Annotated in this window: 28 protein-coding genes and 1 pseudogene; 14 read left to right on the forward strand and 15 right to left on the reverse strand. The window is 63.2% G+C overall.

Going from position 1 to position 26,103, the window contains the following annotated elements; genetic code table 11:
• Nucleotides 1–12: 12 nt before the first annotated feature.
• The 6 genes from cysG (at nt 13) to X738_RS49145 (ending at nt 5,704) form a co-directional block, all read left to right on the forward strand.
• Nucleotides 13–1,464, forward strand: a complete 1,452-nt coding sequence (cysG, locus tag X738_RS49120) for a siroheme synthase CysG (protein ID WP_023797423.1) — start codon at nt 13–15, stop codon at nt 1,462–1,464.
• The gene (locus X738_RS49125; RefSeq protein WP_023797424.1) at nt 1,461–1,766 is read left to right on the forward strand and encodes a DUF2849 domain-containing protein; all 306 of its coding nucleotides are present in this window, start codon (nt 1,461–1,463) and stop codon (nt 1,764–1,766) included. Before cysG ends, X738_RS49125 begins: the two co-directional genes overlap by 4 nt.
• Before the next feature lie 47 nt (nt 1,767–1,813).
• Nucleotides 1,814–3,484 (forward strand): nitrite/sulfite reductase, encoded by a 1,671-nt coding sequence (locus X738_RS49130; RefSeq protein WP_023797425.1) that lies wholly within the window; start codon nt 1,814–1,816, stop codon nt 3,482–3,484.
• Nucleotides 3,459–4,223, forward strand: a complete 765-nt coding sequence (locus tag X738_RS49135; RefSeq protein ID WP_023797426.1) for a phosphoadenylyl-sulfate reductase — start codon at nt 3,459–3,461, stop codon at nt 4,221–4,223. Before X738_RS49130 ends, X738_RS49135 begins: the two co-directional genes overlap by 26 nt.
• Before the next feature lie 188 nt (nt 4,224–4,411).
• The gene (locus X738_RS49140; RefSeq protein WP_023797427.1) at nt 4,412–4,948 is read left to right on the forward strand and encodes a DUF934 domain-containing protein; all 537 of its coding nucleotides are present in this window, start codon (nt 4,412–4,414) and stop codon (nt 4,946–4,948) included.
• A 135-nt stretch (nt 4,949–5,083) separates the two neighbouring features.
• Nucleotides 5,084–5,704 (forward strand): DJ-1/PfpI family protein, encoded by a 621-nt coding sequence (locus X738_RS49145; RefSeq protein WP_023797428.1) that lies wholly within the window; start codon nt 5,084–5,086, stop codon nt 5,702–5,704.
• 140 nt (nt 5,705–5,844) lie between these two features.
• On the opposite strand, the gene X738_RS49150 is transcribed toward X738_RS49145, so the two are convergent.
• Nucleotides 5,845–6,867: a fatty acid desaturase gene (locus tag X738_RS49150; RefSeq protein ID WP_023797429.1), complete on the reverse strand. Its 1,023-nt coding sequence runs from the start codon at nt 6,865–6,867 to the stop codon at nt 5,845–5,847.
• 134 nt (nt 6,868–7,001) lie between these two features.
• Complete coding sequence (locus X738_RS49155; RefSeq protein WP_023797430.1) at nt 7,002–7,235, reverse strand: hypothetical protein; 234 nt, start codon at nt 7,233–7,235, stop codon at nt 7,002–7,004.
• A 239-nt stretch (nt 7,236–7,474) separates the two neighbouring features.
• Between X738_RS49155 and grpE the strand changes: the two genes are divergently transcribed.
• Entirely contained in the window at nt 7,475–8,110 is a 636-nt protein-coding gene (gene grpE, locus X738_RS49160; protein WP_023797431.1) for a nucleotide exchange factor GrpE, read from the forward strand.
• A gap of 110 nt (nt 8,111–8,220) precedes the next feature.
• Complete coding sequence (locus tag X738_RS49165) at nt 8,221–8,853, forward strand: trimeric intracellular cation channel family protein (RefSeq protein ID WP_023797432.1); 633 nt, start codon at nt 8,221–8,223, stop codon at nt 8,851–8,853.
• 93 nt (nt 8,854–8,946) lie between these two features.
• On the opposite strand, the gene X738_RS49170 is transcribed toward X738_RS49165, so the two are convergent.
• The 11 genes and pseudogenes from X738_RS49170 to sppA form a co-directional block, all read right to left on the reverse strand.
• Nucleotides 8,947–9,834 carry a GNAT family N-acetyltransferase gene (locus X738_RS49170; protein WP_084833614.1) on the reverse strand — a complete coding sequence of 296 codons (888 nt, stop codon included), beginning with the start codon at nt 9,832–9,834 and terminating at the stop codon, nt 8,947–8,949.
• Nucleotides 9,835–9,999: 165 nt separating this feature from the next.
• Entirely contained in the window at nt 10,000–12,288 is a 2,289-nt protein-coding gene (locus tag X738_RS49175) for an ATP-binding protein (protein ID WP_023797434.1), read from the reverse strand.
• Between the two features lie 192 nt (nt 12,289–12,480).
• Entirely contained in the window at nt 12,481–13,470 is a 990-nt protein-coding gene (acuI, locus tag X738_RS49180) for an acrylyl-CoA reductase (NADPH) (RefSeq protein ID WP_023797435.1), read from the reverse strand.
• Nucleotides 13,471–13,523: 53 nt separating this feature from the next.
• Nucleotides 13,524–14,024, reverse strand: a complete 501-nt coding sequence (gene lspA, locus X738_RS49185; RefSeq protein ID WP_031254192.1) for a signal peptidase II — start codon at nt 14,022–14,024, stop codon at nt 13,524–13,526.
• Nucleotides 14,025–14,038: 14 nt separating this feature from the next.
• Entirely contained in the window at nt 14,039–14,890 is an 852-nt protein-coding gene (locus X738_RS49190) for a TrmH family RNA methyltransferase (RefSeq protein WP_023797437.1), read from the reverse strand.
• Nucleotides 14,891–15,928: a class I SAM-dependent rRNA methyltransferase gene (locus X738_RS49195; protein ID WP_023797438.1), complete on the reverse strand. Its 1,038-nt coding sequence runs from the start codon at nt 15,926–15,928 to the stop codon at nt 14,891–14,893.
• Between the two features lie 89 nt (nt 15,929–16,017).
• A pseudogene (locus X738_RS49200) lies at nt 16,018–16,503 on the reverse strand (DUF1772 domain-containing protein).
• Between the two features lie 192 nt (nt 16,504–16,695).
• Complete coding sequence (locus X738_RS49205; protein ID WP_023797439.1) at nt 16,696–17,670, reverse strand: ornithine cyclodeaminase family protein; 975 nt, start codon at nt 17,668–17,670, stop codon at nt 16,696–16,698.
• Between the two features lie 135 nt (nt 17,671–17,805).
• The gene (locus tag X738_RS49210; RefSeq protein ID WP_023797440.1) at nt 17,806–18,138 is read right to left on the reverse strand and encodes a hypothetical protein; all 333 of its coding nucleotides are present in this window, start codon (nt 18,136–18,138) and stop codon (nt 17,806–17,808) included.
• Nucleotides 18,139–18,219: 81 nt separating this feature from the next.
• Nucleotides 18,220–18,504 carry an integration host factor subunit beta gene (locus X738_RS49215; RefSeq protein WP_023797441.1) on the reverse strand — a complete coding sequence of 95 codons (285 nt, stop codon included), beginning with the start codon at nt 18,502–18,504 and terminating at the stop codon, nt 18,220–18,222.
• A 68-nt stretch (nt 18,505–18,572) separates the two neighbouring features.
• Nucleotides 18,573–19,526 carry a signal peptide peptidase SppA gene (sppA, locus tag X738_RS49220; RefSeq protein WP_023797442.1) on the reverse strand — a complete coding sequence of 318 codons (954 nt, stop codon included), beginning with the start codon at nt 19,524–19,526 and terminating at the stop codon, nt 18,573–18,575.
• A gap of 321 nt (nt 19,527–19,847) precedes the next feature.
• Between sppA and lptC the strand changes: the two genes are divergently transcribed.
• The 6 genes from lptC (at nt 19,848) to ptsN (ending at nt 25,218) form a co-directional block, all read left to right on the forward strand.
• Nucleotides 19,848–20,561, forward strand: coding sequence for an LPS export ABC transporter periplasmic protein LptC (gene lptC, locus X738_RS49225; protein WP_023797443.1), 714 nt, complete (start codon nt 19,848–19,850; stop codon nt 20,559–20,561).
• Entirely contained in the window at nt 20,548–21,162 is a 615-nt protein-coding gene (locus tag X738_RS49230; RefSeq protein WP_023797444.1) for an LptA/OstA family protein, read from the forward strand. Before lptC ends, X738_RS49230 begins: the two co-directional genes overlap by 14 nt.
• Nucleotides 21,162–21,980, forward strand: a complete 819-nt coding sequence (gene lptB, locus X738_RS49235) for an LPS export ABC transporter ATP-binding protein (RefSeq protein ID WP_023797445.1) — start codon at nt 21,162–21,164, stop codon at nt 21,978–21,980. Before X738_RS49230 ends, lptB begins: the two co-directional genes overlap by 1 nt.
• Before the next feature lie 286 nt (nt 21,981–22,266).
• Nucleotides 22,267–23,793 carry an RNA polymerase factor sigma-54 gene (rpoN, locus tag X738_RS49240; protein ID WP_023797446.1) on the forward strand — a complete coding sequence of 509 codons (1,527 nt, stop codon included), beginning with the start codon at nt 22,267–22,269 and terminating at the stop codon, nt 23,791–23,793.
• A gap of 269 nt (nt 23,794–24,062) precedes the next feature.
• A complete protein-coding gene (gene hpf, locus X738_RS49245; protein ID WP_023797447.1) occupies nt 24,063–24,647 on the forward strand; it encodes a ribosome hibernation-promoting factor, HPF/YfiA family in 585 nt (194 codons plus the stop codon).
• 106 nt (nt 24,648–24,753) lie between these two features.
• Nucleotides 24,754–25,218 carry a PTS IIA-like nitrogen regulatory protein PtsN gene (gene ptsN, locus X738_RS49250; protein WP_023797448.1) on the forward strand — a complete coding sequence of 155 codons (465 nt, stop codon included), beginning with the start codon at nt 24,754–24,756 and terminating at the stop codon, nt 25,216–25,218.
• Nucleotides 25,219–25,309: 91 nt separating this feature from the next.
• Here ptsN and X738_RS49255 read toward each other — a convergent pair whose 3' ends face one another.
• Together X738_RS49255 and X738_RS49260 are read right to left on the reverse strand one after the other, a co-directional pair.
• A complete protein-coding gene (locus tag X738_RS49255) occupies nt 25,310–25,567 on the reverse strand; it encodes a DUF1150 family protein (RefSeq protein WP_023797449.1) in 258 nt (85 codons plus the stop codon).
• A gap of 63 nt (nt 25,568–25,630) precedes the next feature.
• Nucleotides 25,631–26,056, reverse strand: coding sequence for an Hsp20 family protein (locus X738_RS49260; protein ID WP_023797450.1), 426 nt, complete (start codon nt 26,054–26,056; stop codon nt 25,631–25,633).
• Nucleotides 26,057–26,103 lie beyond the last annotated feature (47 nt).

A 26,103-nucleotide genomic window follows, 5' to 3' on the forward strand; every position in this document is an offset into this window, starting at 1 on the left:
GATTCCGCTCGTATGCCGCAGGCCCCCGCCAAGCTCAACGCCTTTCCCGTCTTTATGCGGGTCGCTGGCGAAGCTGTGGCCATCGTCGGCGGCGGCGAGGAGGCTCTGGCCAAGGCGCGGCTGATCGGCCAGTCGAGCGCCGTCTTGCGCATCATAGCCGATGCCCCCGAGCATGATTTGCTGGCCTTCATCGCCGCGAATGGCGCCGTCCACATCGCTGCCGCCTATGAGGCCGCGCATCTCGAAGGCGCGGTGATGGTGTTTGCTGCCAGCGGCAACGAGGCGCTTGACCGCCGCGTTGCCGAGGATGCGCGCCGGCTGGGCATTCCGGTCAATGCCGTCGACCGGCCGGAGCTGTGCGATTTCTTCACCCCGGCGCTGGTCAACCGCGCGCCGGTCGCCATTGCCATCGGCACGGAAGGGGCCGGACCGGTGCTTGCCCAGATGCTGCGCAGCCGCATCGACCGCATGCTGTCGCCGTCGCTCGGGCCGCTTGCTTCGCTTGCTGCCTCGTTGCGCGGCACTGTTGAGAGATTGCTGCCGAAAGGCAATGCCCGCCGCCGCTTCTGGAGCGAGTTTTTCGGCGGCGCGCCGGCCCGCGCCATGGAGGCTGGCCAGCTTTCGCAGGCGCACGGTGCCGCCGTCGACCTGTTGCTTTCGAACGCGCCGGCATCGGGTCACATTGCCCTGGTTGGCGCGGGTCCCGGCGCCGAAGACCTGCTGACGCTGCGCGCCCACCGGCTGCTGATGGAAGCCGATGTCATCGTCCATGATGCGCTGGTGCTGGAGGCGATCGTCGCCATGGGCCGTCGCGACGCCGAGCGTCTGCCGGTAGGCAAACGCAAGGGCTGCCACACCAAGAGCCAAGCCGAGATCAATGCGCTGCTGATCGAGCTCGGCCGCGACGGCAAGCGCGTCGTGCGGCTGAAATCCGGCGATCCGCTGGTGTTCGGCCGGGCGGGCGAGGAAATGGCAGCGCTGCGCGATGCCGGCATCGCCTATGAGGTGGTTCCGGGCGTCACCGCGGCCTTCGCCGCCGCCGCCGATTTCGAGCTGCCGCTGACGCTGCGCGGCGTGTCGTCGTCGATGGTGTTCACCACCGGCCACGACCTCAAGGGAAATTCGCTGCCCGACTGGGCAAAGCTCGCCATTTCCGGCGCCACGGTCGCCGTCTATATGGGCCGCTCGGTCGCGGCCGAGGTTGCCGGCCGGCTGATCGAGGCCGGCCTGTCGCCGGATACTGCGGTCGCCGTGGTCGAGAATGCCAGCCTTGCCAACCGGCGCCGTTTCCACGGCACGCTCGCCGACCTGCCGTCGCTGGAGATTCGCGCCGACCTTACCGGTCCGGTCATGACCATCATCGGCGATGCGGTCGCCGGCGCCAATTTTGAACGTTCCGAGCCGCTGGCGGCACACAGGCATGAAGGCGCGGCCCAAACAGCCGCCGAAGGAGCTGAACGATGAAAGTCCTGACTGCAAACCGCCTCGCCGACGGCGAAGCCGTCTGGTACGCCAATGGCGGCTGGGCCGAGACCATCGACAATGCCGATGTCGCCTATGACAAGGCGGCTGAAGACCGGCTGGAGGCGATCGGCGCCACGGCCTCTGCCAATAATGAAGTGGTCGACGTCAATCTGATCGACGTGACCGTCGCCAATGGTGTCGTCGAGCCGGTCCGGCTGCGCGAAAAGATCCGCGCCGCCGGCCCGACCAACCGCAACGACCTGGGCAAGCAGGCCCGCCCGGTAGCCGCCCGGGCGGCGTAAACGACCACATTGAAGACAACGGGCGGACGCGCCCGGAAAGACCAGACATGTACCGTTACGATGAGTTCGATCACGATTTCGTCCAGGCCCGCGTCGCCGAGTTCAGCGATCAGGTCGCGCGGCGGCTTGCCGGCGAGATCACCGAGGATCAGTTCCGGCCGCTGCGGCTGATGAATGGCGTCTACCTGCAGTTGCACGCCTACATGCTGCGCATCGCGGTGCCTTACGGCACGCTGAACAGCAAGCAGTTGCGCATGCTTGGCCACATCGCCCGCAAATACGACAAGGGCTACGGCCATTTCACGACGCGCCAGAACATCCAGTTCAACTGGCCGGCGCTGTCGGACATTCCGGCGATCCTGGCCGATCTGGCGAGCGTCGAGATGCACGCCATCCAGACCAGCGGCAACTGCATCCGCAACGTCACCGCCGACCACTTTGCCGGTGCCGCCGCCGACGAGGTGGCCGATCCGCGTCCCTATGCGGAAATCCTGCGCCAATGGTCGTCGGTGCATCCGGAATTCTCGTTCCTGCCGAGAAAATTCAAGATCGCGGTGACCGGCGCGGAGCGCGACCGCGCCGCCATCCAGACGCATGACATCGGCCTGCATTTGAAGAAGAACGCTGCCGGCGAACTCGGTTTCGCCGTCTATGTCGGCGGCGGCCAGGGCCGTACGCCGATGATCGCCAAGAAGATCCGCGACTTCCTGCCCGAGGCCGACCTTCTGTCCTATTGCACGGCGATCCTGCGCGTTTACAACCTCTACGGCCGCCGCGACAACAAATACAAGGCGCGCATCAAGATCCTCGTCCACGAGACCGGCGTCGAGGAGATCACCCGCCAGGTCGAGGCCGAATGGCAGCAGCTGAAGGATGCGGATCTAAAACTGCCGGAAGCCGACATCCGCACCATCGATGCCTATTTCGCACCACCGGCGCTGGTCGAACGGCCGGAAGGCGACGAGGCCGTCAAGCTCGCCCGCCTCGATTCGAAGAGCTTTTCGGAGTGGCTCGACCAGAACGTGGTGACCCACCGTCACCCCGATTATGCCGCCGTGACCATCTCGCTCAAGGCCATTGGCGAAGCGCCGGGCGACGCCTCCGACAGCCAGATGGAAGCGGTCGCCGACCTTGCCGAAAAATATGCTTTCGACGAGCTGCGCGTCAGCCATGAGCAGAACCTGATCCTGCCGCATGTCGCGCGGGCCGACCTCAAGGCAGTCTATGACGCGCTGGTCGACATCGGACTGGCGACGGCCAATTCCAACCTGATATCAGACATCATCTCGTGCCCGGGCCTCGACTATTGCGCGCTGGCCACGGCGCGCTCGATTCCGGTGGCGCAGGAAATCTCGCGTCGTTTCGCTTCGCTAGAGCGGCAGCGCGAGATCGGCGAACTGAAGCTGAAGATTTCCGGCTGCATCAATGCCTGCGGCCATCACCATGTCGGCCATATCGGCATCCTTGGCGTCGAGAAGAAGGGCGCCGAACTCTACCAGGTGACGCTCGGCGGCTCGGCCGACGAGAACACCTCGGTCGGCGAGATCATCGGCCGCGGCTTCAGCTCGGCAGAGATCACCGACGCCATCGAGCAGATCGTCGAGACCTATCTCGGCCTCCGGCTCGACAGAAACGAAAAATTCATCGACGCCTACCGCCGTGTCGGTCCCGCGCCGTTCAAGGAGGCGCTCTATGCTGGCGAAGCCAAGGCCGCTTGATCGTATTGTCGACGCCGAGGCCGGCATCGCCGCCGAAGCGGCGGGGCTCGATGCGCTCTATGGTCATCTGAAGCCGCTGGAGATCATCGAGCGGTCGGCCCGGGAATTCTTTCACGGTGAAATCGCCGCAGTTTCGTCGTTCGGGGCGGATTCTGCAGTGCTTCTGCACATGATCGCCAAGATCGACCGGACGCTGCCGGTCATCTTCCTCGACACCGGCAAGCACTTCGAGGAGACGCTCGGCTATCGCGACGCGCTGGTTGCCGATTTCGGGCTGACCGATATCAGGGTGATCACGCCCGAAGAAGCGGCGCTCGAACGGATCGATCCGGCCGGTAATCTGAACGAAACCGACACCGACGCCTGCTGCGGTGTTCGCAAGGTCGAGCCGCTGGCGCGCGGCGTCGAGCCGTTCCGCGCCTGGTTCACCGGCCGCAAGCGTTTTCAGGCGACGACGCGATCATCCCTGCCGGTGTTCGAAGCGGTCGGCTCGCGCATCCGCATCAATCCGCTGGCGCATTGGACGACATCAGACCAGGCCAACTATATGCGCGCGCATGCGCTGCGTGAGAATCCACTGGTCGCCTATGGCTATCTATCGATAGGCTGCTTCCCGTGCACGCAGCCGGTGCAGCCGGGCGAGGATGCACGCAGCGGCCGCTGGGTGGGGCACGCCAAGACAGAGTGCGGCATCCATTTGTCGGGGCTGGAGAAGTCGCTGACCGACGCATCGCTTTAGGGTATGTCGATATTCAGGTGAGGCTGGCCTTGCGAATGGCGGCTTCCTGCGCTTCCGGTGCTCACGTACCCAAAGTACGCTCCGCTCCGGTTCTCGGAAGCCACCATTCTCGGCTCGGCCTGTCCTGAATCTCAACACACCCTCGAGCGTTTTCAACTTTAGAATTTTGTGGACTTGGGAATTTCTCGATGAGTGAATCGATAGTGAAAAACGCCACCCGCCTCTGGACCCCGACAGGTTTTAGCGAGGACGAGTGGAGTCATGCCGAGAGCGCCGACGCACTGTCCGGCAATGGCCGCTTCATCCTGCCGCTGCAGGTGTTTCTCGACCTCGATCCGGCGGTGCGCCGGTCGGCGAAGGAGCGCCTCGGCGTGCTGCTTCAGCCCGGCGATCAGCTCGAAAAGATCGCGGACCTGCTCGACCAGATATCGCTGGTGGCGCTGGCCTTCCCGGCTTTCAGTGACGGCCGCTCCTTCTCCAAGGGCGAACTGCTGCGCAGCCGCTACCGTTTCGAGGGCGCGGTCCGCGCCACCGGGCAGGTTCTGGTCGACCAGCTTCCGCATATGCTGCGCCTCGGCTTCGACGAGTTCGAAGTATCAAATCCAGTGTTGCTGAAACGGCTCGAGGAAGGCCGCACCGGCGGTCTGCCGCTGTCCTACCAGCCGACCGTGAAGCCGGAGGCCAAAGGCCCCAAATATTCCTGGCGGCGGGTGCGCACCGGTTGATCTCCCCACCGAGCAAGTCGCATCTGGTCGGACCACTTTGCCGATTCAATCTTTTATTTTCGGCATCCGCCCCTTAAGATACGGCCTATTATTTCATGATCCGAAATAAATTCGCCACCAAGGGAGGAACCGGGAATGGCTGGTAAGAAGATATTGATGCTCGTTGGCGAGTTCAGCGAGGAATACGAGATTTTCGTCTTTGAACAGGCCATGCATGCGGTCGGCCACACCGTGCATGTCGTGTGTCCCGACAAGAAGGCAGGCGATATCCTGAAGACGTCGCTGCACGACTTCGAGGGTCACCAGACCTATACGGAAAAGCTCGGCCACGACTACATCCTCAACAAGACGTTTTCCGAGGTCAATCCGGCTGAATACGATGCCGTCTATGCGGCAGGCGGGCGCGGGCCGGAATATATCCGCATCGACAAGCGCGTGCAGGCGCTGGTGCGGCATTTCCACGAGACCGGCAAGCCGATCTTCACCATTTGCCACGGCGCGCAGATCCTGATGGCGGTCGACGGCGTGCTGCGTGGCAGGGAAGTCGCGGCGCTGCAGTATTGCGAGCCGGAAGTCACGCTCGCTGGCGGCACCTACATCGATGTCGCGCCGACCGGCGCCCATGTCGACGGCAATCTGGTGTCGGCCAAGGGCTGGCCGGGGCTGGCCGCCTTCATGCGCGAATGCCTGAAAGTGCTTGGCACCGAGATCCGCCACGGCGAGATCCTGATGCGCGACGAACGCAAGGCGGCTTGAGTCGGGCCTTGGAAACCGCCGCACCAGTGGTGCGGCGGCTCTACAGCGCCGCGTCCTTTTGGGACGCGCAAAGGACGCTGTAGAACTTGATTCTGCGCATGATCCTTCCGAAAATCGATTTCGATTTTCGGGTGATGCTTTTACGCAGTCATCCGCGCTTCGCGAAACGACACCAGCTTGCTGCGGCTCTCATCCCACAGCGCCAGCTTGACGCAGCGCAGGCTGTCGAGAAGCGTGACGCGGCCGATTTCGCGCAGTTCCGGATAGTCCCTCAGGACCTCCTGGAGCCGATAGCACGGCACCTTGGCGGAGAGGTGATGCACGTGATGGACGCCGATATTGCCGGTGAACCAGTTCAGCACCGGCGGCAGGTCATAATAGGACGAGCCGTGCAGGGCCGCATGCTGGAACTCCCATTCGGAGTCCTTTGCCCACTCGGTCTCCTCGAACTGGTGCTGGACGTAGAACAGCCAGATGCCGGCGGAGCCGGCGAGAACGACGATGGGCAAGTGGACAACCAGGAACGCTTCGAGGCCGACGAACCAGATGAGGGCGGCGGCCGCAACCGCGATGGCCACGTTGGTGGCCATTGACGACACCCAGGGCGTGAGGCCGCCTCGCATCATGCCGACCGGCAGTCGCTGCTCAAAGATGAAAAGCCAAATGGGGCCGAGGCCGAACATGACGAGCGGATGGCGATAGAGACGATAGGCAAGGCGGCCCCGCCAGGACATTTGCCGATATTCGGCAACAGTCAGCGTCCTGATGTCGCCCGTGCCGCGCTCATCGAGGTTGCCGGCGCTGGCGTGATGGGTTGCGTGGGCACGCCGCCAGCAATCGTAAGGCGTCAAGGTCAGGATGCCCAGCCCGCGGCCGATCCAGTCGTCGGCGGTGCGATTGGCGAAGAACGAGCCGTGGCCGCAATCGTGCTGGATCATGAAGATCCGCACCAGAAAGCCGGCGGCCGGAAGGATGAGGATCAGACCCCACCAATGGCCATAGGCATAGGCAGCCGAGGACAGTGCCCACAGCGTAGCAAAGGGGATGAGGGTGATGGCAAGTTCGACGGCGCTGCGCCGCCTGTCAGGTTTCTTGTAGCGCGCCAGGATCTTCAACCAGGCACGCTTGCTGTTCGCTACAGCTTCGGGGGAAATCATGTTCATCAGGAAGCATAGACGGGCCATTTCGTCGCCGCAAGCCAGGTATCACGCAAAGTTACTGCGGGTAATTGTCGCGCGACGCGCAAGCTGCGGCAAAAGGCATGCCAATGGCGCGCAGCGACAGGCGTGTGTGTTGTCTATCGCCGGTTGCCACCGGCGGCTACGCTGCTTTCGATGCCGTCCAGGCGGTCAAGCAATTCCCTGAAACGATCGGGAATGTCGTTCTCCGTCCGGAACGCCGGCAACGCGCGCAGAAAGTGCATCGTTGCCTCGGTGCCGAACTGGCGCCTGATGCCGGCCGCCAGCCTTTCACGTCTTTCGTCATCGTTGGGGGCGCCATTCTTACGGTCGCCGTCGTTGCGGGTCGCCATCTCAAAATCCTGTGTCGGTTTCGAAACTCTTCCAGCAGACGAATGGTTCCCCTATCGCAGCATCTTGGCAAGCAAAGCCGGTGGTTACAGTAAAATTTGAATTAATATCGAAAGGTCTCCATGATGCGTCGTCAAAAGCGCGAGCGGCCTGTCCAGTATCGCTTGCCCCTTGATTTTTGGCCGCCAAACCTCGATATCGGGCACAAAATCCACATCATTTGAAATGACGGGAAACGGCGATGAGCGACCAGGCAAAAGACGAACGCGCGCCCGATGAAGCCGAGACGGCCGGGGCTGCCACCGAACACACGCAAGGCAGCGCCGACGGCGACTATGAAGCGCTTGTGCGGCTGCTGAAGGAAAACGACGAGTTGAAGGACCGCGCGCTCCGCGCCGCAGCCGAGATGGAGAATCTGCGCCGCCGTACCGCCCGTGACGTGCACGATGCACGCGCCTATGCGGTTGCCAATTTCGCCCGTGACATGCTGTCGGTATCGGACAACCTGCGCCGCGCACTGGATGCGATCCCGGCTGAGTCCAAGGCGTCAGGTGATGCCGGTTTGAAGTCACTGATCGAGGGCGTCGAGCTCACCGAGCGCGCTATGCTATCGGCGCTCGAGCGGCACGGAGTGAAGAAGCTCGAGCCGGAAGGCGAGAAATTCGACCCGAATTTCCATCAGGCGATGTTCGAGGTGCCCAATCCGGAGGTGCCGGCCAACACGGTGGTCCAGGTCGTGCAGCCAGGCTATTCGATCGGTGAGCGGGTGTTGCGGCCGGCCATGGTCGGCGTTGCCAAGGGCGGTCCCAAGCATGTGGCAAGCGAAGCGCCGGTCGAGCCAGGGCCGGTGAATGAGCAAGCTGAGAAGGATGCGTAAGTTAAGGGAATAGGGCAGTAGGGGCAGTAGGGTAAAGGAGCCGTACCAATCGTACGGCTTCGTGCTATTCATACATCCCTATTCACCCGCTCTCCTACTCCGCTATGCCCTTGAACCCGATCGAGCTTCTCGACTATGCCGGTGTCGCCGTCTTCGCGGCGACCGGTGCGCTGGCCGCTTCGCGCAAGCAGCTCGACATCATCGGCTTTCTGTTCCTGGCCAGCGTCACCGGCATCGGCGGTGGCACGTTTCGTGACGTCATCCTCAATCTGCCGGTCTTCTGGGTTACCAACTCTGGCTATGTGCTGATCTGCGCGGTGGTGGCGATGCTTGTCTTTTTCGGGGCGCACCGTCTCGAATCCCGCTGGAAATTACTGCTCTGGCTCGACGCCGTCGGCCTCGCCGCGTTTTCGGTGATGGGTGCCGCCAAGGGCCTGGCCATCACCGGCTCGCCGGTCGTGTCCGTTGTTACCGGCGTGCTCACCGCCACGTTCGGCGGAATCTTGCGCGACCTGCTGGCCGGTGAGGCTTCGGTGCTCTTGAGACCAGAAATCTATGTCACCGCCGCCCTTGCGGGCGCCATCCTGTTTACAACAGGCGATCTCGCCGGACTGCCGCCGCTCGCCTCGGGCCTGGTGGGCTTCATAGCCGCTTTCTGCGTGCGTGGCGGCGCGCTTAAGTTCGGCTGGGCCTTTCCGTCCTACAAGAGCCGGCCCGGCCGGCGGCCGGAAGATATTCCGTGAAATGAGGGCCAGTAGCGAATAGGGACAACGATCCGCAGCGAATTGGCGGAACTCCCGCTACTCGCTACTCCCTATTCGCTACTCATTGGAATCTCATGCGGCGAAGCGCTGGGCTTCCCCGCCATAATAGCTGACGTAGCGGGCGCCGATCTCCTTGACCGGCATCACCACGAACACGTCGACCGTCGAGAATTCGCGGTCGATGACGCAGCCGTCGCCGATGCGCGCGCCGACGCGCAGATAGCCCTTGACCAGCGGTGGCATCGCCGCGATCGCGGCCTTGGCGTTGACCGCCTCGATCGGCATCAAATCCATGGAACAGTAGCGGCCGGCGACGGCGCGCACGTCCCAGGCCGAATTCGTCCGGCAGTGATGGGCGAGATAGGTCAGCGCTTCGGCGTGTGCCGCCGGCACGGTGCCGGGGAACGAGGCGCAACCGGTCATCACGCCGATCCCATAATGGTTGATATAGGCCCAGATACCTTGCCAGAGCGCCTCGATGGTGCGCTTCGAGCGGTATTCCGGCAAGACGCAGGAGCGGCCGAGCTCGAGGAAACGCTGGCCGGGATGGCGGGCGATAAGATTGGTCAGCTCAAACTCGCCCTCGGAATAGAAGCCGCCGGCCGCTGCCGCGATCTCCTGCCGCAACAGGCGGTAGGTGCCGACAATGCGGCGATGCTCGGGACCGGACAGCGAGGTGTCGAAGACGAGCAGATGATCACAGAGCGGATCAAAATGGTCGGCGTCGCGGCGGTCCTGCACCTGAAACAGGGTTTTCTTGGCGCCGAGCTCGTCATAGAACACCCGGTAGCGCACTTCCTGCGCGGCGGCGATCTCGGCCTCGTTGCGTGCGAGCCGCACTTCGAGGTTGCCGATACGGCCAAGCGCTTCGCCTTTTATGACAGCATCGACGTTGCGCCCGGTGAGCAAAGCACCCCTGGCGTTCGGCCGAGCGTCACATTCCGGCATAACTGTATGCACGAGTGATTCTCCTTCGAGCCATCCCTCTTGGCACGGGGATACGGCGTAGGTGCAACAGGATTGTGACAGTACCGTGATACGGCCCTGCCGGCAATACTTCGTCGGCTGGGCAACCCTTCAACCGGCTATGTTCTGCAGGTAAGCCAGGCAAGGATAGCCGGCGGATCAAGCGGCCACGTGACCCTCGACCGCATGGACAAGCGCGTCGGGGTCGAGCGGCTTGGTGACGAAGCCGCTGGCGCCATGGGCGAGCACTGCGTGGCGGGTCGTTTCCTGACTGTCCGCCGACAGCACCATGATCGGAACCGGCGACACGGCGGTTTCCTCCTCGTGCCGGCGGATGGCGGCGATCGCGTCCAGCCCGTCCATGACAGGCATGTGCAGGTCCATCAGCACCACGTCGAAGCGGTACTTGTGGTCGGTGCCGGTGATGGCCTCGACGGCGGCCTTGCCGTTGCCGACCAGTTTCACGCGATGCCCGGCCTTTAGCAGTGTGGCACGGGCAAGCATGGCGTTGATGTCGTTATCCTCGGCGATCAGCACGGACAGGCCCCGCCGCCGGCCGCCAATGGCGCGGGCGGTTGGTGCGCCGCGCTTTTCCGGCTGCGGCTGGGTGAGGGCAGGCACGCTGCTGGTCAAGAGCACGCGAAGCAACGTTTCGCCACGCACCGGCCTTGCCAGAAAGGTGGCGTAGCCGCTGGCGCGGAACTCGCCCAGCATGCCGCGGTCGGTTGGCGCGATCAGTGTGATCGCCTCGCAATCGGCAAAGCCGCTCTGGCGAAGGCGCTTGAGCAACCTGCCGTCGCCTTCCTCCATGGCCGCATCGACCAAAAGCGCGTCGCAGCCTTCGGCGAAGGACGCTGCCTGGGCGGCGGTGGTGGCCAGATCGACCTTGCCGCCATTGGCGCGGATGGTGCGGGCGATGGCGTCGGCCTCGATGGCGTTCTTCGACAGGATCACGGCGCGCCGCCCTGACAGCGCATCCCGACGGCTCTGCGGCGGCTCGGTGGCCGATATTGCAGGGATTTCGAAGACGAATTCCGAACCCTGGCCGAGCTGGCTCGACACCGAGATCGTGCCGCCCATGGCGATCACCAGGCGCCTGGAGATGGCAAGACCGAGCCCGGCGCCGCCATGCGCGCGAGTCGACGTGCCGTCAGCCTGTTCGAATTCGTCGAAGATGCGCTCCAGGTCGTCCTCCTGCAGGCCGGGACCGGTGTCGGTGACGGTGAAGCATATGCGGTCGGTGGTTTCGGTGCGGGCACGAGCGATGCTCACCAACACGCCGCCGCTGTCGGTGAACTTGATGGCGTTGCCGATGAGGTTGAGCAGCACCTGCCTGACTCTTCCAGGATCGGCTGATATCATCTGCGGCACGTCGGGTTCGACATGGCAGCCAAGGCCGATGTTCTTGGCGAAAGCACGCGCCGCCAGGAGTTCTACGATGTTGTCGGCGATCTCGCGCACCGACATTGGCTGCGGTTCGGGATCGAAGCGGCCGGCCTCGATCTTGGAATAGTCGAGCAGGTCCTCGATCAGCGCCAGCAGCGCGCTGGCCGAGGTCGAGATGGCGCCGACATAGGTCCGTTGTTGCGGCGAGAGCCCGGTGTCCGCCAGCAGCTTGGCCATGCCCATGATGCCGTTCATCGGCGTGCGGATCTCGTGGCTGACGGTGGCGAGGAAGCGCGATTTGGCCTGGCTTGCATATTCGGCTCGCTCGCGGGCGGTGATCAGCGACGTTTCGGCGTGCTTGCGGGCGGTAATGTCGCGGGCGATGGCGCGATGCGAGACGGCACCGCTCTCCTTGTCGCGCACGGACAGTTCGATCCATGAGAACCAGCGCGGGCCGCTCGGTGTTCTAATGGCGACGTCGGTGGAGCTCAGGCATTCATGATCGGAAAAAGCGGCATCGGGAACGATGCCGACGTCGATGCCGAGGTCGGCCAGGGCCTTGCCGGCAAGGTCGCGCTGGTCGGCTCCGACAAGCTCGGCGAAAACCTTGTTGGCATAGACGATGTGGCCGTCACGGTCGCGATGGACGACGAGATCGCCAAGCGCGTCGATCAAGCCGCGAAAGCGTTCCTCGCTCTCCTGCATCTCCCACACGCGGTCGGCCAGGCTCTCAACCTCGGCGCGGCTGCGCGCTGCGGTCTCGCCAAGCAGCGCAACCGTGCGGCGCGCCGTGCGCCTGGCACGCAGATGCACGGCAAGGCCTGCCATGCCAGTCGACAAAAGCCCGACGGTGATGAAGATCGGCGCGCCGGTCAGATGCGACAGGCCCGCCAGCACGACGATGGCGACGAGCATCAGGAACGGCAGGCCTTCGCGATTGGCGGCGGGCAATTCAGGCGCCAGTGGCGGCGCCGCGATATGCTGCCGGCTTGGCGCCTCCGGGCCGATCCCGTCGACGTTTTCGGCGCTCTCTGTTTCTCTGATGCCGGATTCCGTGACCATGCGGAAACCCTTGCCAGACAGAGATTATGGAAAATTGCCGCGGATCGTTCGAATTTTAGCGGTCGCGCGGTTTTTGCCTCTCCGCTCCTGAAGCGCGTCGCGTTTGGCCGGCCTCATGCGAGGCGCTTCACCGCTGCACACCCTGGGTCATACTTTTGCTCGACATGCATTAAAAACCGGAGAAGGAAGAGCTCACATGTCCACCACCACGCGACCGCGGACCTTGCCCTCGACGATATCGTGCGCGGCGTCGATGATGCCATCGAAGCCAATGGTCGTGGACAGTTTGGCGAGCTTCTGGAGGTCGAGGTCCGTGCCGATGCGGCGCCACGCCTCCATGCGGACCGTTTTTGGCGCCATCACCGAATCGATGCCGAGCAGACACACGCCGCGCAGGATGAACGGGGCGACGCTCGTCGGCAGATCCATGCCGCCGGCCAGGCCGCAGGCGGCGACGGCGCCGCCATAGGAGGTCATCGAAAGGACGTTGGCCAGGGTGTGACTGCCGACCGCGTCGACGCCGCCGGCCCAGCGTTCCTTGGCGAGCGGCTTTGCCGGCTGGGCAAGCTCGTCGCGCGAAATCACTTCCGAAGCACCCAGGTCGGTCAGGTATGGACTTTCAGCGCTGCGGCCGGTCGAGGCGGTGACGTGATAGCCGAGGCTGGACAGAATCGAAACCGCGACCGAGCCGACGCCGCCGGCCGCGCCCGTCACCACGACGGGGCCGCGTTCCGGCACGATGCCGTGCCGTTCCAGCGCGATAACGCAAAGCATGGCTGTGTAACCTGCCGTGCCGACCGCCATCGCATCATGCGGGCTCATGCCCTGGGGCAGCGGCACCAGCCAGTCGCCCTTGACACGGGCGCGCTCGGCATAGGCGCCAAAATGCGTCTCGCCGACGCCCCAGCCGTTCAATATGACCTTGTCCCCCGTGCGCCAGTCGGCATGGGAGGACGAGATCACGGTGCCGGCGAAATCAATGCCCGGCACCAGCGGCCAGCGGCGGATCACCGGCGCCTTGCCGGATATGGCGAGGCCGTCCTTGTAGTTCACCGTCGTCGCCTCGACGGCGACGGTGACGTCGCCTTCCATTAGATCGGCTTCGGTAAGGTCGGTGATCGCGACCGACTGCTTCTTCTCGGCGTCGCGCGAAACGAGGATGGCTTTGAAGGTTTCGGGCATGTCTTCTCCTCGGGCTTCTTGAATGGGACACTGTATGGCGGCAGAAGGCCAGGTCAATCGCTTGAGGGCTTGGCCTCACGCCGCCAACCAATGAGTTCGTCGAGGACGACCACCACCGCGCCGACCGCGATGAAGGCGTCGGCGAGGTTGAAGATGGCGAAGGACCATATTGGGGTGTGAAACAGGATGTAGTCGATCACGTGACCATAGGTAACGCGGTCGAACAGATTGCCGAGCGCGCCGCCGACGATCAGCGCAAAGCCGATGCGGGTAAGCACGTGGCCGGGCGGAGTTCGGGCCGCGAGATAGAGCACGAAAGCGACGACGAAAGCGGCGATGACCACCAGGCCGGTGTCACCGAAGGACGAAAACATCGAGAAGGCGATGCCGGTGTTGTAGGTGCGATACAATGCCAGGAACGGGACAAGATCGACCTTTTCCTGAAAAGGGAGGCCGGTCTCGACCAGATATTTCACCCACTGGTCGAGCGTCACCGCGGCGGCGACCAGCACGACGTAGGGCAACCAGGATTTTGCCGTTGGGGATTTCACCATTCGGGATGTCACGGTCAGGCGCCCTCCGGGGCAAGTTTCAGCGCGCCGCGCCGGATCTCGAACAGCATGATGCCGGTGGCCACCGCGAGATTGAGCGAATCGGCCCGACCGGACTGTGGAATCCGCAGCAATCTGTCGCAGCTTTCGGCCAGGCTTTCGGGCAGGCCCTGCTGTTCGTTGCCCATCATCAGCAGCACCGGGCCTTTGGAAAAGTCGACCGAACGGTAATCGACCGCACCCTTCAGATGTGTGCCGGCAACCAGGCCAGGAAAGCTTTTTCGCCACGCAAGGAAGGCTTCCGGCGTCGCCTTGGCGACCGGCACGGCGAAGATCGAACCCATCGTGGCGCGCACGGTCTCGACGGAAAAAGGATCGGTGGTCTCGCCGACCAGGATGATGCCCTTGGCGCCAACGGCATCGACGGTGCGGATGACGGTACCGAGATTGCCGGGATCGCGCACGCGGTCCAGCGCCACCCAGACATCGCCGTCTTGAGCGCGGATGTCCTTCAGCGGCAGGAACTTTTGCGAAAAGACGCCGACCACCATTTGCGGGTTGTCGCGGCGGGTGATGGCGACGAGCACTTTTTCCGAAACTTCGAGCACGGTGCCGCCGGCGGCAACCGTGCGTGCCGCGACCTTTTCGACCGCCGCGTTGCCGCGTCCGGCTTTGGCGAAGACCAGCGTCCGGATCGACCACCCGAGGTCGAGCGCGTCGATGACCAGCTTCAGCCCCTCGGCCATGAATGCGTTCTGCTGGTCGCGGTATTTCTTCAGCGAGAGCGCCTTGATGTCCTTGATCAACGGATTGGCAAGGCTGGTGACTTCCTTCACCTGCCCTGGCGCGCCGGCGTGCCGCTCGCTCATTCAGGCCACCCAGCGCGAAAACAGCGAGGTGGACAGCGCCCGGCCGGCGGATTTCTCGCGGATAATCAGTTCGCCGGATTCGACCGTGCCGCCCATGCCGGCAAAAGTGTCGCGCATCAAGGCATGGATGGCGAAGAAGGAAGCGCGGATCGAATAGGCGGTCAGCACGACAGCGAGCGGCTTCGGCGTCAGGACCGAGCGGCAGAGGTCGGTCAGAGCAGGCAGATCCTCGAACAATTGCCAGACCTCGCCCCTAGGGCCACGGCCATAGGCGGGCGGATCGAACAGGACGATGTCGTAACGGCTGCCACGGCGCTCCTCGCGCTCGGCGAATTTTAGGGCGTCGTCGACGATCCAACGGATCGGCTTTTGCGACAGGCCCGCCATCTCCTGGTTCTCCCTGGCCCAGCCGATCGCCTTCTTGGAAGCATCGACATGGGTGACCTCGGCGCCGGCGCGCGCCGCCACCAGCGAGGCAAGGCCGGTATAGCCGAACAGATTCAGCACTTTGACCGGCCGCTTTGCCGCCGCGATCAGCCCGGCCATGTGATCCCAGTGCGAGGCCTGCTCGGGGAACACGCCGACATGGCGAAACGAGGTGAAGCGGCCGAGATAATCGATGCCGTCATGCTTCATTGGCCAGGTTTCGCCGAGCGGCGTCCTGGGGAAACGCCAGCGGCCGATGCCTTCCTCGTCGGTGTCGCCGGTGAAAATGGCGTCGGCGCGGTCCCAGTCCTTGGTCGGCAACGCTTTTTGCCAGATCGCCTGGCCTTCAGGCCGAACGATGCGATAGGGGCCGTACTGCTCGAGCTTCTGTCCGGCACCGCTGTCGAGCAACGCGTAGTCGGCGTTGGGCGCGACTTCGAGGATCAGCGGCAGGTGTTCGGCGGGCAGGGCGCCGTCGCGGCGGGAAAGGACGCGCGGCGCGGCTATCGGCTCGGTGCGGTGCGATGCTGTGCCGCTTCCGCGCGGTTCCGCCCCGCCCTTTGCGAGCTGATGCGAGCGGCTGTCGCGGCGTTTGTCGCGAAAAGGTTTCAAGAAGAGCATCTCCTGGGCGACGTGGCCCGCTTCTGCCACAGCACATTCACCGGCGCAATAAATGCAGTCGCTGGACATTTCCGAAACGGTCAGCCGCGCTTGATGAATAGCAGGGCGGCAACCAGCGATACGAAGCCGACGGCTTTGAAGCCGGCGACGATCATATGGCCGGTTTCCCAACGCAGCCGGATCGCTTCGAAATTCTCCGGAATCGGCCCAGGCACCCAGGTGGCCAGAATATCGTTCGCCGGCTTGACGAGAGCAAACCACATCGCAAGAGACACCGCATAGAGTACGGCAGCGGCCAACGCGTACCAGAACGCCGGTCGGTCATTGCGCAGCATCCAAGCGAGCAGTCCCGGACAGCCGATCGCGGCCAGGTCCAGTGGCGCGCCAATGACGGCAAACAGCTGGAACTGGGCGTTGAAGACAGTGGCCTCGCGCCAGAGAGAAGGCGACCATTTCGTCAGCCGAGGAGCCGATTCCAGGACATGGGCGAAGGATGGTCAAAGGCTGAGCGCCGCGACAACGGCGGCCAAGATGGACCAGAACAACAGGAACCCGCGTATCTCCATAACGCCCGAACAACGGGGTGACGCCGGAGACGTTCCCCGTCGGAAGGGAGTAGGGCAGTAGGGCAGTAGGGCAGTAGGGCAGTAGGGCAGTAGGGCATAAAGCAGTAAGTGAATAGGGAAAGATGGCTTGCACGAAGCCGATCCAATGGTACGACTCCCCCTACTCCCCTACTCCCCTACTCCCCTACTCCCCTACTCCCCTAACTTCCCCATCGCCTTGTACACCGCAATGCCGGCAGCGAGGTCTTCGAGGGCTGCGCCGACCGATTTGAACAGCGTGATCTCACCGGGGCTCTGCCGGCCCTTCTTCTGGTCGCGTGCCAATTCATGCAGGTCGGCGACGATGGCTTGCGCCTCCAGCACGCCCGAGGCCAGTGGCTGGACGATGTCGCCCGCTTCCTTGGTGGCGCCGGCCCGGGTGTCGACGTAGACGCGGGCGCGCGCAATCGCATCGTCGTCGCTTTCGCGCATGGCCGGCGTGAAGCCGCCGACCAGATCGACATGGGTCCCCGGCTTCAACAGCGCGCCCCTGATCAGCGGCGTGGTCGTGATCGTCGCCGACGAAACGATGTCGGCCTGGCCGAGTTCTGCGTCGAGATCGCTCGCGGCGGTAGCCGCAAAGCCCTCGGCGCGCAATTCCGCCGCAACCTTTTCGGCATTGGCCGGCGTGCGGTTCCAGATGCGGATGACGGTGATCGGCCGCACCGCGCAATGCGCCCTGGCGAGGAACGGCGACAGCGCGCCGGCGCCGACCACCAGCAGCCGCGAAGCGTCCTCGCGGGCCAGATAGGAGGCTGCCAGCGCCGAGGCGCAGGCCGTGCGCCACTGCGTCAGCCGCTGGCCGTCGATCATGGCTTCAGGCTCGCCGGTTGCACCGTCGAGCAGGAGGTAAAGCCCCATCACCGCAGGTTTGCCCACGGCGTTGTTGTCGGGCGACACGGTGACGATCTTGACGCCGATATGGCCGCCTGCCGACGAGCCGGCCGCATTGAAGTCGGTCCAGGCCGGCATCAGGAGCAGGGTCGAGGCCGCGCCGTCGGGCCGTTCGACCGTATGGTGGTGCCTGACCGGCTGTACCGCGCCATCGCGAAAAGCCGCGCGCAGCGTTTCGACCAGGCCGGGAAAGGTCAGCGCCTGATCGACCTCGGCCGCCGAAATGCTCAGCATAGGAAACTCCGTCGAGAGAAATTCGCCCTGACGCATGACCGCGAAATCAGAAGCGATTTTCCGCAAAGATCATGCGCAATCAAAAATGGTACAGCGTCTTTTGCGCGTCCAAAAAGGGCGCGCGGCGGTTCCGGCTCAGCCCGTCGGCTTCGGCAAGGAGGGGCCTTGTTGCGCGGCCGGTGCCCGGCTGACCGCCTGGCGCAAGTTCTCGGCCTCGACGCCGCGCTGACGCGCCAGCTTGCGATAGCTGCCCTGCTTGATCCAGGTCGCCAGGCTGCCGACGATCATGCCGATGGCGAGGGCCAAGAACAGGAAGATGAAAAGCGGCAGCGTCATCGTCAGCGCCGGATTGCCGGGGTTGAATGGGTCCAGGGTGAAGGCAACCGGATCGCGGTTGGCGACCGCCAGCGAAATCAGAATGACGGCCAGCGGCACGAAGACCACGATGAGCATGAAACGATTGAACATAGAATTTCCTGTCGAAGGCGGGCTCTACCAAAGGCCGGGCCTACTGAAAAGGCTGGCATGGCGCATGAGCCCGCGCGGCGCTTATTTGCCGCTGTTCAGCCTTTCACGCAATTCCTTGCCGGTCTTGAAGAACGGCACCCATTTCTCCTCGACCTCGACGGATTCCCCGGTACGCGGATTGCGGCCGGTGCGGGCGGGGCGGTTTTTCACCGAGAAAGCGCCGAAACCGCGCAGTTCGACCCGGTTGCCTTCGGCAAGCGCGTCGGTGATCTCGTCGAAAATCGCGCCGACAATGTTTTCGACGTCACGCAGGAAAAGGTGCGGGTTGCGTGTGGCGATGATCTGCACAAGTTCGGATTTGATCATGAGAAGGCTCCCCGTGAAAACTCTGCGGTCAAATTATGAGGATGATTTTATTTGCTTTTTCACTCGTCTCAAGGGTGCCAGACGGAAACCAGACCGTCAAGAAACAAGCGATCGGCACCAAGTTCGTGAATGATGTCGCCGCCATAGTCGGGCAGGCCGAGCGCACTGCCGATGGTTCGCGCCATCGCCTTCGAGAACAGGAAGCCACCGCTTTCCGCGTCCTTCCACTCCACCACCTTGAGCTTGGCGTCGATGCCCTTGGTTGCGAGCCAGTCGATCGCTTCGGTCTCGCCGCCGACCGCGTCGACCAATTTGTTGGCAACGGCCTGCCGGCCGGTGAAGATCGATCCGTCGGCCAGCGCCAGCGCCTCCGGTTTGGTCATCTTGCGGCGTTCGGCGACGATGCCGACGAACCAGTCGTAGCTGTCGAGGATGAGCTTGCGGACCATGGTGCGCTCGTCGTCATTGGTCGGCTTGAAAGGCGATGGCGAAGCTTTCAACGGCGAGGATTTCACTTCCTCGAGCTTGACGCCGAGTTTGTTCATAAGGCCGCTGACGTCCGGATACTGGATCAGCACGCCTATCGAGCCGACAATCGACGATTTGCGCGCGACGATATGATCGGTCGCGGTGGCGATCATATAGCCCGCCGATGCGGCCAGCGTGCCGACCTGGGCCACCACCGGCTTCTCGGCGGCCAGCTTGCGCACAGCCTCGTAGATCGATTCGCCGCCGACGGTGGTGCCGCCCGGTGAATCGATCGACAGGATTACGGCTTTCACCCTCGAGGATTGACGGATGGCGTCCAGTTGCTTGATCAGGTCTTCGTCTTCGGTGATGGTGCCCTCGATCTTGACCTTGGCGATATGGTCGATCGCCGCGCCAGTGAAGTCATCGCCGTAAATCCAGGTCGAAAAGGCAATCAGCCCGGCTGCTGCGACAACAAGCGCTGCAACGCGCCAGAATGTCAGCTTGCGGCGCAAGCGGCGGCGGTCGATCAGGTCGTCGGCTCTCAGTACCATGGTCAGCCTCATAGTCGGTGGGAGCAGATGCTTTTAAAGCAACCGCCCGCGCCCGGCTACCGATTCCTGACGAGCTTGCGCCAAAGACAAGGTCTCGACGTTGGGGAGACGGCGTTTCGAGAGAACGTAAAAGACCAATCCACAGCCCCTAACGCTGTCCGCCCGTATCTGGTATGACGTGCAAGTTGTGCCGGTTTCATTTTCGTTGGTGCAACAGCAACCGTCACACTTTTGCGGTTTTCCTCCGCTTGTGCTTGCTTGTGGGCGCCGGCATCCCACCTATAGGGGTGCTTGGCGGCAGGGGTTTAGAAGAAAGCAGTTATGTTAGCGCGACCGATCGAACCGACCAACACCGAGGCGGGGTTGGCTTCCCCGGACGTAGGCCCGGCGCGGGTCGACGCCTTCGGCATCGCCCAGCGCCACTCGCGCCGCGTGCGTATCTTGAAGCTGGCGGTGCCGCTGGCCGCTGCCGCGATCGCGGTCGCCGTCCCGGTCTATTCCTATCTCTCGGCGCCTGGCTCGATCCAGGTCCAGGCCGACGCCAGCGCCTTCGCGAACGGCAAGCTGGTGATGGCCAACCCCAAGCTCAACGGGTTCACCAAGCAGAAACTGCCCTATTCCATGACGGCTTTGCGCGCCATACAGGACGTGAGCCAGCAAGGCATCATCAATCTGGAGGGCATCGACGCCAAGCTGCCGATATCAACCGACAATGTGGCGGCCATCAATGCCCCGCACGGTAGCTTCAATCGCGATGGCAACACGATGAGCCTGACCAGCGATGTCACCATAACCACCACAGATGGCCTGGCGGCAAAGTTCAAATCGGTCTTTCTCGACATGGGCAAAGGCACTATGAAGACGAACGATCCGGTCGACGTCAGCCGTGGCGGGTCGCGGATTACCGCGGATTCCATGTCTGTCCAGGACAACGGCAAGATCGTGGTCTTCGAGAACAGAGTGCGTGTCAACATCGATCCCGCCAGCTTGAAGGCGGCAGAGGCAATGAGCGGAGAATCCAATGCGGTTCAGTAGTTCGACACGGCTCGTGGCCGCGGCTTCGGCGTTGCCGGCCGTAGGGCTGGCCGCCCTGGGGCTGGCTTTGGCGGCGGCGCCGGCTCTGGCGCAGTCCAGGACCACCAGCCAGCTGTCGGGCCTCAAACTGTCCGGCGACAAGCCCATCCAGATCGAAAGCGACAAGCTCGAGGTCCGCCAGGCGGACAGCGTCGCCGTGTTCACCGGCAATGTAAACGTCGTTCAGGGTCCGACCTTGCTCAAGGCCGGCAAGATGACGGTCTATTACGTCAAGGACCCGGACGCTGCCGCCAAGGGTGAGCAGGCCTCGGGTGCCGCGATGACCGGCTCGGCCGACATCGACCGTCTGGAGGTCGCCAATAAGGTCTATATCAAATCGGACGACCAGGTCGCCACGGGCGACAGCGGCACCTTCGACATGAAGACGGAAGTGCTGGTGCTTTCAGGCAGCAAAGTCGTGCTCTCGCAAGGCGACAATGTACTGGTCGGCTGCAAGCTGACCGTGCAGATGAAGAGCGGTCTGGCCCAGGTCGACCCCTGCGGCGGTGGACGCGTCATGATGTCGATCACGCCGCCGAAGTCGGGAGCGGCGAACCCCTGATGGTCGACGTAGCACCGCTGTTGGCGCGTCTTCCAGGACGCGCCGCCAGCAAACTTGCGGCACCGGCCGCGGTTAACCTCGATCAGGTAAAATTCAAGGGAACCCTGATCGCCAAAGGGCTGACCAAAAGCTACAAGGGCCGCAAGGTGGTCAGTGGCGTGACGATCGGCGTGCGCGCCGGTGAGGCGGTCGGGCTGCTCGGCCCCAACGGCGCCGGCAAGACCACCTGCTTCTACATGGTCACCGGCCTGGTGCCGGTCGACGAAGGCACGATCGAAATCGACGGCTTCGATGTCACCTCTATGCCGATGTACCGCCGCGCCCGCCTTGGCATCGGCTACCTTCCGCAGGAGGCGTCGATCTTTCGCGGCTTGAGCGTCGAGCAAAACATCCGTGCCGTGCTCGAAGTGGTCGAAAAGAGCCGCAAGGAGCGCGAACGCATTCTCGACGAACTGCTCGAGGAGTTTCATATCAGCCATCTGCGCAAGGCCCCGTCGCTGTCGCTTTCCGGCGGCGAGCGGCGGCGCCTTGAAATCGCGCGCGCCCTGGCGACCCGCCCCGCATACATGCTGCTCGACGAGCCTTTCGCTGGCATCGATCCGATCGCCGTCGCCGACATCCAGCAACTGGTGCGCCATCTGACGGCGCGCGGCATCGGCGTGCTCATCACCGATCACAATGTCCGCGAGACGCTCGGCCTGATCGACCGCGCCTACATCATCCATGCCGGCCAGGTGTTGACTCATGGCCGGGCCGACGAAGTGGTCGCAAACCCGGATGTGCGGCGGCTTTATCTCGGTGAGGGGTTTACACTCTAAAGCGCATCGCGTTTGACCTCACGCGACGCGCTTTAGGTTGTTGTTTGGCATGTCGTCATCGCAAAACCGCTGCACACTTTTGTGCGACATGCATTAAGCGTGAAAATTTCTGTCCAGACGCGGTTTTTGACGCGAGACAGAGCTTTTTCTTCGATTTCTCGTCGGAATACGCACGGACAGGCGAGTTTTGATCGCCGTCGCCTTGACAAGCAAAAGCCGGGCCAGTTTCTATGCCGAACTCCTTCCGGCAGTCCGGATGCGTAGACAGGGCGTTTGAAACCGAACCATGGCGTTGGCGGCAAAACTACAGCTACGACAGTCCCAGTCGCTGGTGATGACGCCGCAACTCATGCAGTCGATACGGCTGCTGCAGTTCACCCACATCGAGCTGGAACGCTTCATCGACGACGAGATCGAGCGCAATCCTTTGCTCGAGCGCGCCGAGCCGCAAGACGATGCCGTCAGCGACCAGGCGCAGAAGATCGATGCCGCGCCGGAAACGGCCACCGCCGGCGACTGGTTCGAGAAGGAAACGGCGTGGAGCGCCGAGGCGATCTCGGAAAAGCTCGATACTTCGCTGGAAAACCTGTTTCCCGACGACCCCGGCACCAGCGAGCGACTCGGTCCCGACCTGACGGCCCAGTGGAAATCGGCATCCGGCAACGGTTCCGCATCCTCTTCCGACGGTTTTGACGTTGGAGACATGGCGGCCGGAGCCATCACGCTGCGCGAGCATGTCGCCGAGCAGGTTGCGCTTGCCTTCGCCGACCCGGCAGCACGCCTGATCGCCAGCGAACTGGCCGATGGCCTCGACGAGGCCGGCTACATGCGCGCCGACATGGCTGAGATCGCCACCCGTCTCGGCACCGACAGAGCGGCGGTGGCAAATGCGCTCGCGGTCTGCCAGACATTCGAGCCCACCGGCCTCTTTGCCCGCGACCTTGCCGAATGCCTGTCGCTGCAGCTTGCCGTCCGCGACCGTCTCGACCCTGCGATGAAGGCTTTGATTGCCAATCTCGAACTCTTGGCCCGGCGCGATTTCCAGACCCTGAAACGGATTTGTGGGGTCGATGAGGAGGATCTGCTCGACATGCTGGCCGAGATACGTGCGCTCGATCCGCGCCCGGGGATGGCGTTTTCGGGCGGCGCCAGCGACGCGATCATCGCCGATGTCGAAGTGCGTGCGGCCAATGACGGGAGCTGGGTGATCGAACTCAACCCCGAAACGCTGCCGCGCGTGCTGGTCGACCATATCTATTTCGCTCGGGTTTCGCCGCATGCGAAAAATCAGACGGAAAAGGACTTCCTGGCGGAGTGCCTGCAAAACGCCAATTGGCTGACGCGCAGCCTCGATCAGCGGGCGAAGACTATCCTCAAGGTTGCCTCAGAAATCGTGCGCCAGCAGGACGCCTTCCTCGTCCATGGCGTGCGTCACCTGAGGCCGCTCAACCTGCGCACGGTGGCCGACGCCATCGGCATGCACGAATCGACCGTCAGCCGGGTCACCGCCAACAAATACATGCTGACGCCGCGCGGCGTGTTCGAACTGCGCTATTTCTTCACCGCCTCGATCGCTTCGTCGGGTGGCGGTGACGCGCATTCGTCTGAAGCGGTGCGCGACCGCATCAAGCAGTTGATCGACGAGGAGAAACCTGCCGACGTGCTTTCCGACGACGCGATTGTGGATATGTTGCGGGAAAGCGGCGTCGATATCGCCAGGCGCACGGTCGCCAAGTATCGGGAGGGCATGAATATTCCCTCGTCGGTGCAGCGGCGGCGTGAAAAACGCGCTTTGGCCAGCGCCGGACGTTGATCTCCGACTGAATTTTCGACAGCTTTCGCACTTTATTGACAAGCCGCAATGAAGTGGCTAGAAGCCCGCCCGCATGGGACGGGCTACTGCCCGCATGCGGATGGTCCGTCACGACGTTGGCCACGGGACGGTCAAGAAGGCGGCTTGTGATCAATCGGAAAAGTTCGGATTTAAAATCGGCGCAAGTGACGCCGCAAAGCTTGTGCGCTCAGACCACGGGTATAAACTCGGGACAGTTTGAAGCCTGAGCAAGGAAGGTCAGTATTCAGATGACGCTGCGCATATCAGGAAAACACATGGATATCGGCGATGCGTTCCGCACGCGCATCAACGACCGTGTCGGAGAGGTGATCGGGAAATATTTCGATCGGGGCTTTTCAGGGCAAATTGTAGTCGTCAAATCGGGGTCGCGCTACACGGCCGATTGCATGATCCGGCTGGATTCCGGCGCTTCGCTGCAGGCGACCGGTGAAGCGCAGGACCCGACGCTCGCTTTCGAGGCGGCGGCGGATCGCCTCGAGACCCGCCTTCGCCGCTACAAGCGTCGGCTGAAGTCGCATAATTCAGGCAACGCCAATGGCGAACCCACCGACGTCGCCTATACAGTGATGGCGCCGCTTGCCGACGATGACGAGGAAATGCCGGAGAATTTCGCGCCAGCCATCGTCGCCGAATCAACCATGACGCTGCGGACCATGTCGGTGGCGTCAGCCGTGATCGAACTCGACACCAAGGACAGCCCGGTCCTCGTCTTCCGCAACGCCGGAAACGAGCATCTCAATATCGTCTATCGTCGGCCGGACGGAAACATCGGCTGGATCGACCCGTCTACGACCAAGGTCGCGCAGGGCTGACGGCCAAGGCCGCAGCGGGCTGACGGCCAAGGCCGCACTGGGATAAGGCACCAGCCGCACGCGAGAGTGAGGGCTGGCGACGGCAGGCGAACAAGGGATTTCAAGTATGGACCTGAGCGATCTTATCAACGTTCCGGCAATCTTGCCGGCGTTGAAGGCGAACTCCAAGAAGCAACTGCTGCAAATGCTGTCCGAAAGGGCGGCGGCGATTGCCGGCATTCCGGAACGGGAGGTGTTCGACACCATCCTGCAGCGTGAACGGCTGGGCTCGACCGGTGTCGGCAACGGCATTGCCATTCCGCATGGCAAGCTGGCCGGGGTGAAGCGGATCGCCGGGGTTTTCGCCCGGCTGGAGACGCCGGTCGATTTCGAGGCGCTGGACGACCAGCCGGTCGATCTGGTGTTCCTGCTTTTGGCGCCCGAAGGCGCCGGCGCCGACCATCTCAAGGCGCTGTCGCGCATTGCGCGGGTGCTGCGCGACGCCGACACGGTGGCCAAGATCAGGGGCACCCGCGACGCCGCCGCGATCCATGCGCTTTTATCGGATACACAAGCCTCGCACGCGGCCTGAGTTTTTTCGATCAGTTCGGTTAAAGGGCCGCCGCGAGCGGCCCTGTCCGTTCTAACCAGATCGCTGCGCCGTCTTGTTGGTGGATGGCGACTTAGTGGATCGCGACGGGGGTCAGGTCGTTTTCCAGGGCGCCGGCCAGCGCCCGCTCGCGAGCGTCGGAAAGCAGGATCGGCTGGCCGTTGGCGGCAAACAGGGCCCACAGTTCCAGGCCGGGCGCGATTTCGCCGAGGCCCGGGAAACGGCCGCGCAGATCGTCGCTCGAGATTTTCCTGAGATAGGCGACCGAGCCTTCGCCGAGATGGGCGAACTCGCCGCTGGTCATGATAAGATTTTCGTCAGTTCTGGTCATTTAAGCCTCGGTGCTGCGAGGACCCCGTTCAAGGCCGCCTCGCATGAGAGCAATCGGTAAAAATCAGTCTTTCACCGATATGTTTATTTTCCGTACCAGCCGTTCGGACTCGGGCCGATCGAGATCGATCGACAAAAGACCGTTCTTCAGCTCCGCCGCGATCACCCGCATGCCGTCGGCCAGCACGAAACAGCGCTGGAACTGCCGCGCGGCAATGCCGCGGTGCAGAAATTCGCGCTCGGTGTCATCGTTCTGACGGCCGCGCACGACCAACTGGTTCTCCTCCGTGGTCACATCGAGATCGTTTTCGGCGAAACCGGCGACAGCGAGTGTGATACGTAGCCTTTCGGCCTTGCCGTCGGCACCGCTGAGGCGCTCGATGTTGTAGGGAGGGTAGCTGTCACCTGACTTCGCCAGACGCTCCAGGGTCTTTTCCATGGCGTCGAAACCCAGGAGAAGCGGGCTGGAAAAAGGCGTCATTCGACTCATGTTACACTGTCCTCTCAAGAGCGACATAAAGCGGAAAAACCCGGATG

This window comes from Mesorhizobium sp. L48C026A00, from assembly GCF_000502375.1.
In the GTDB taxonomy this organism is placed as follows: domain Bacteria; phylum Pseudomonadota; class Alphaproteobacteria; order Rhizobiales; family Rhizobiaceae; genus Mesorhizobium; species Mesorhizobium muleiense.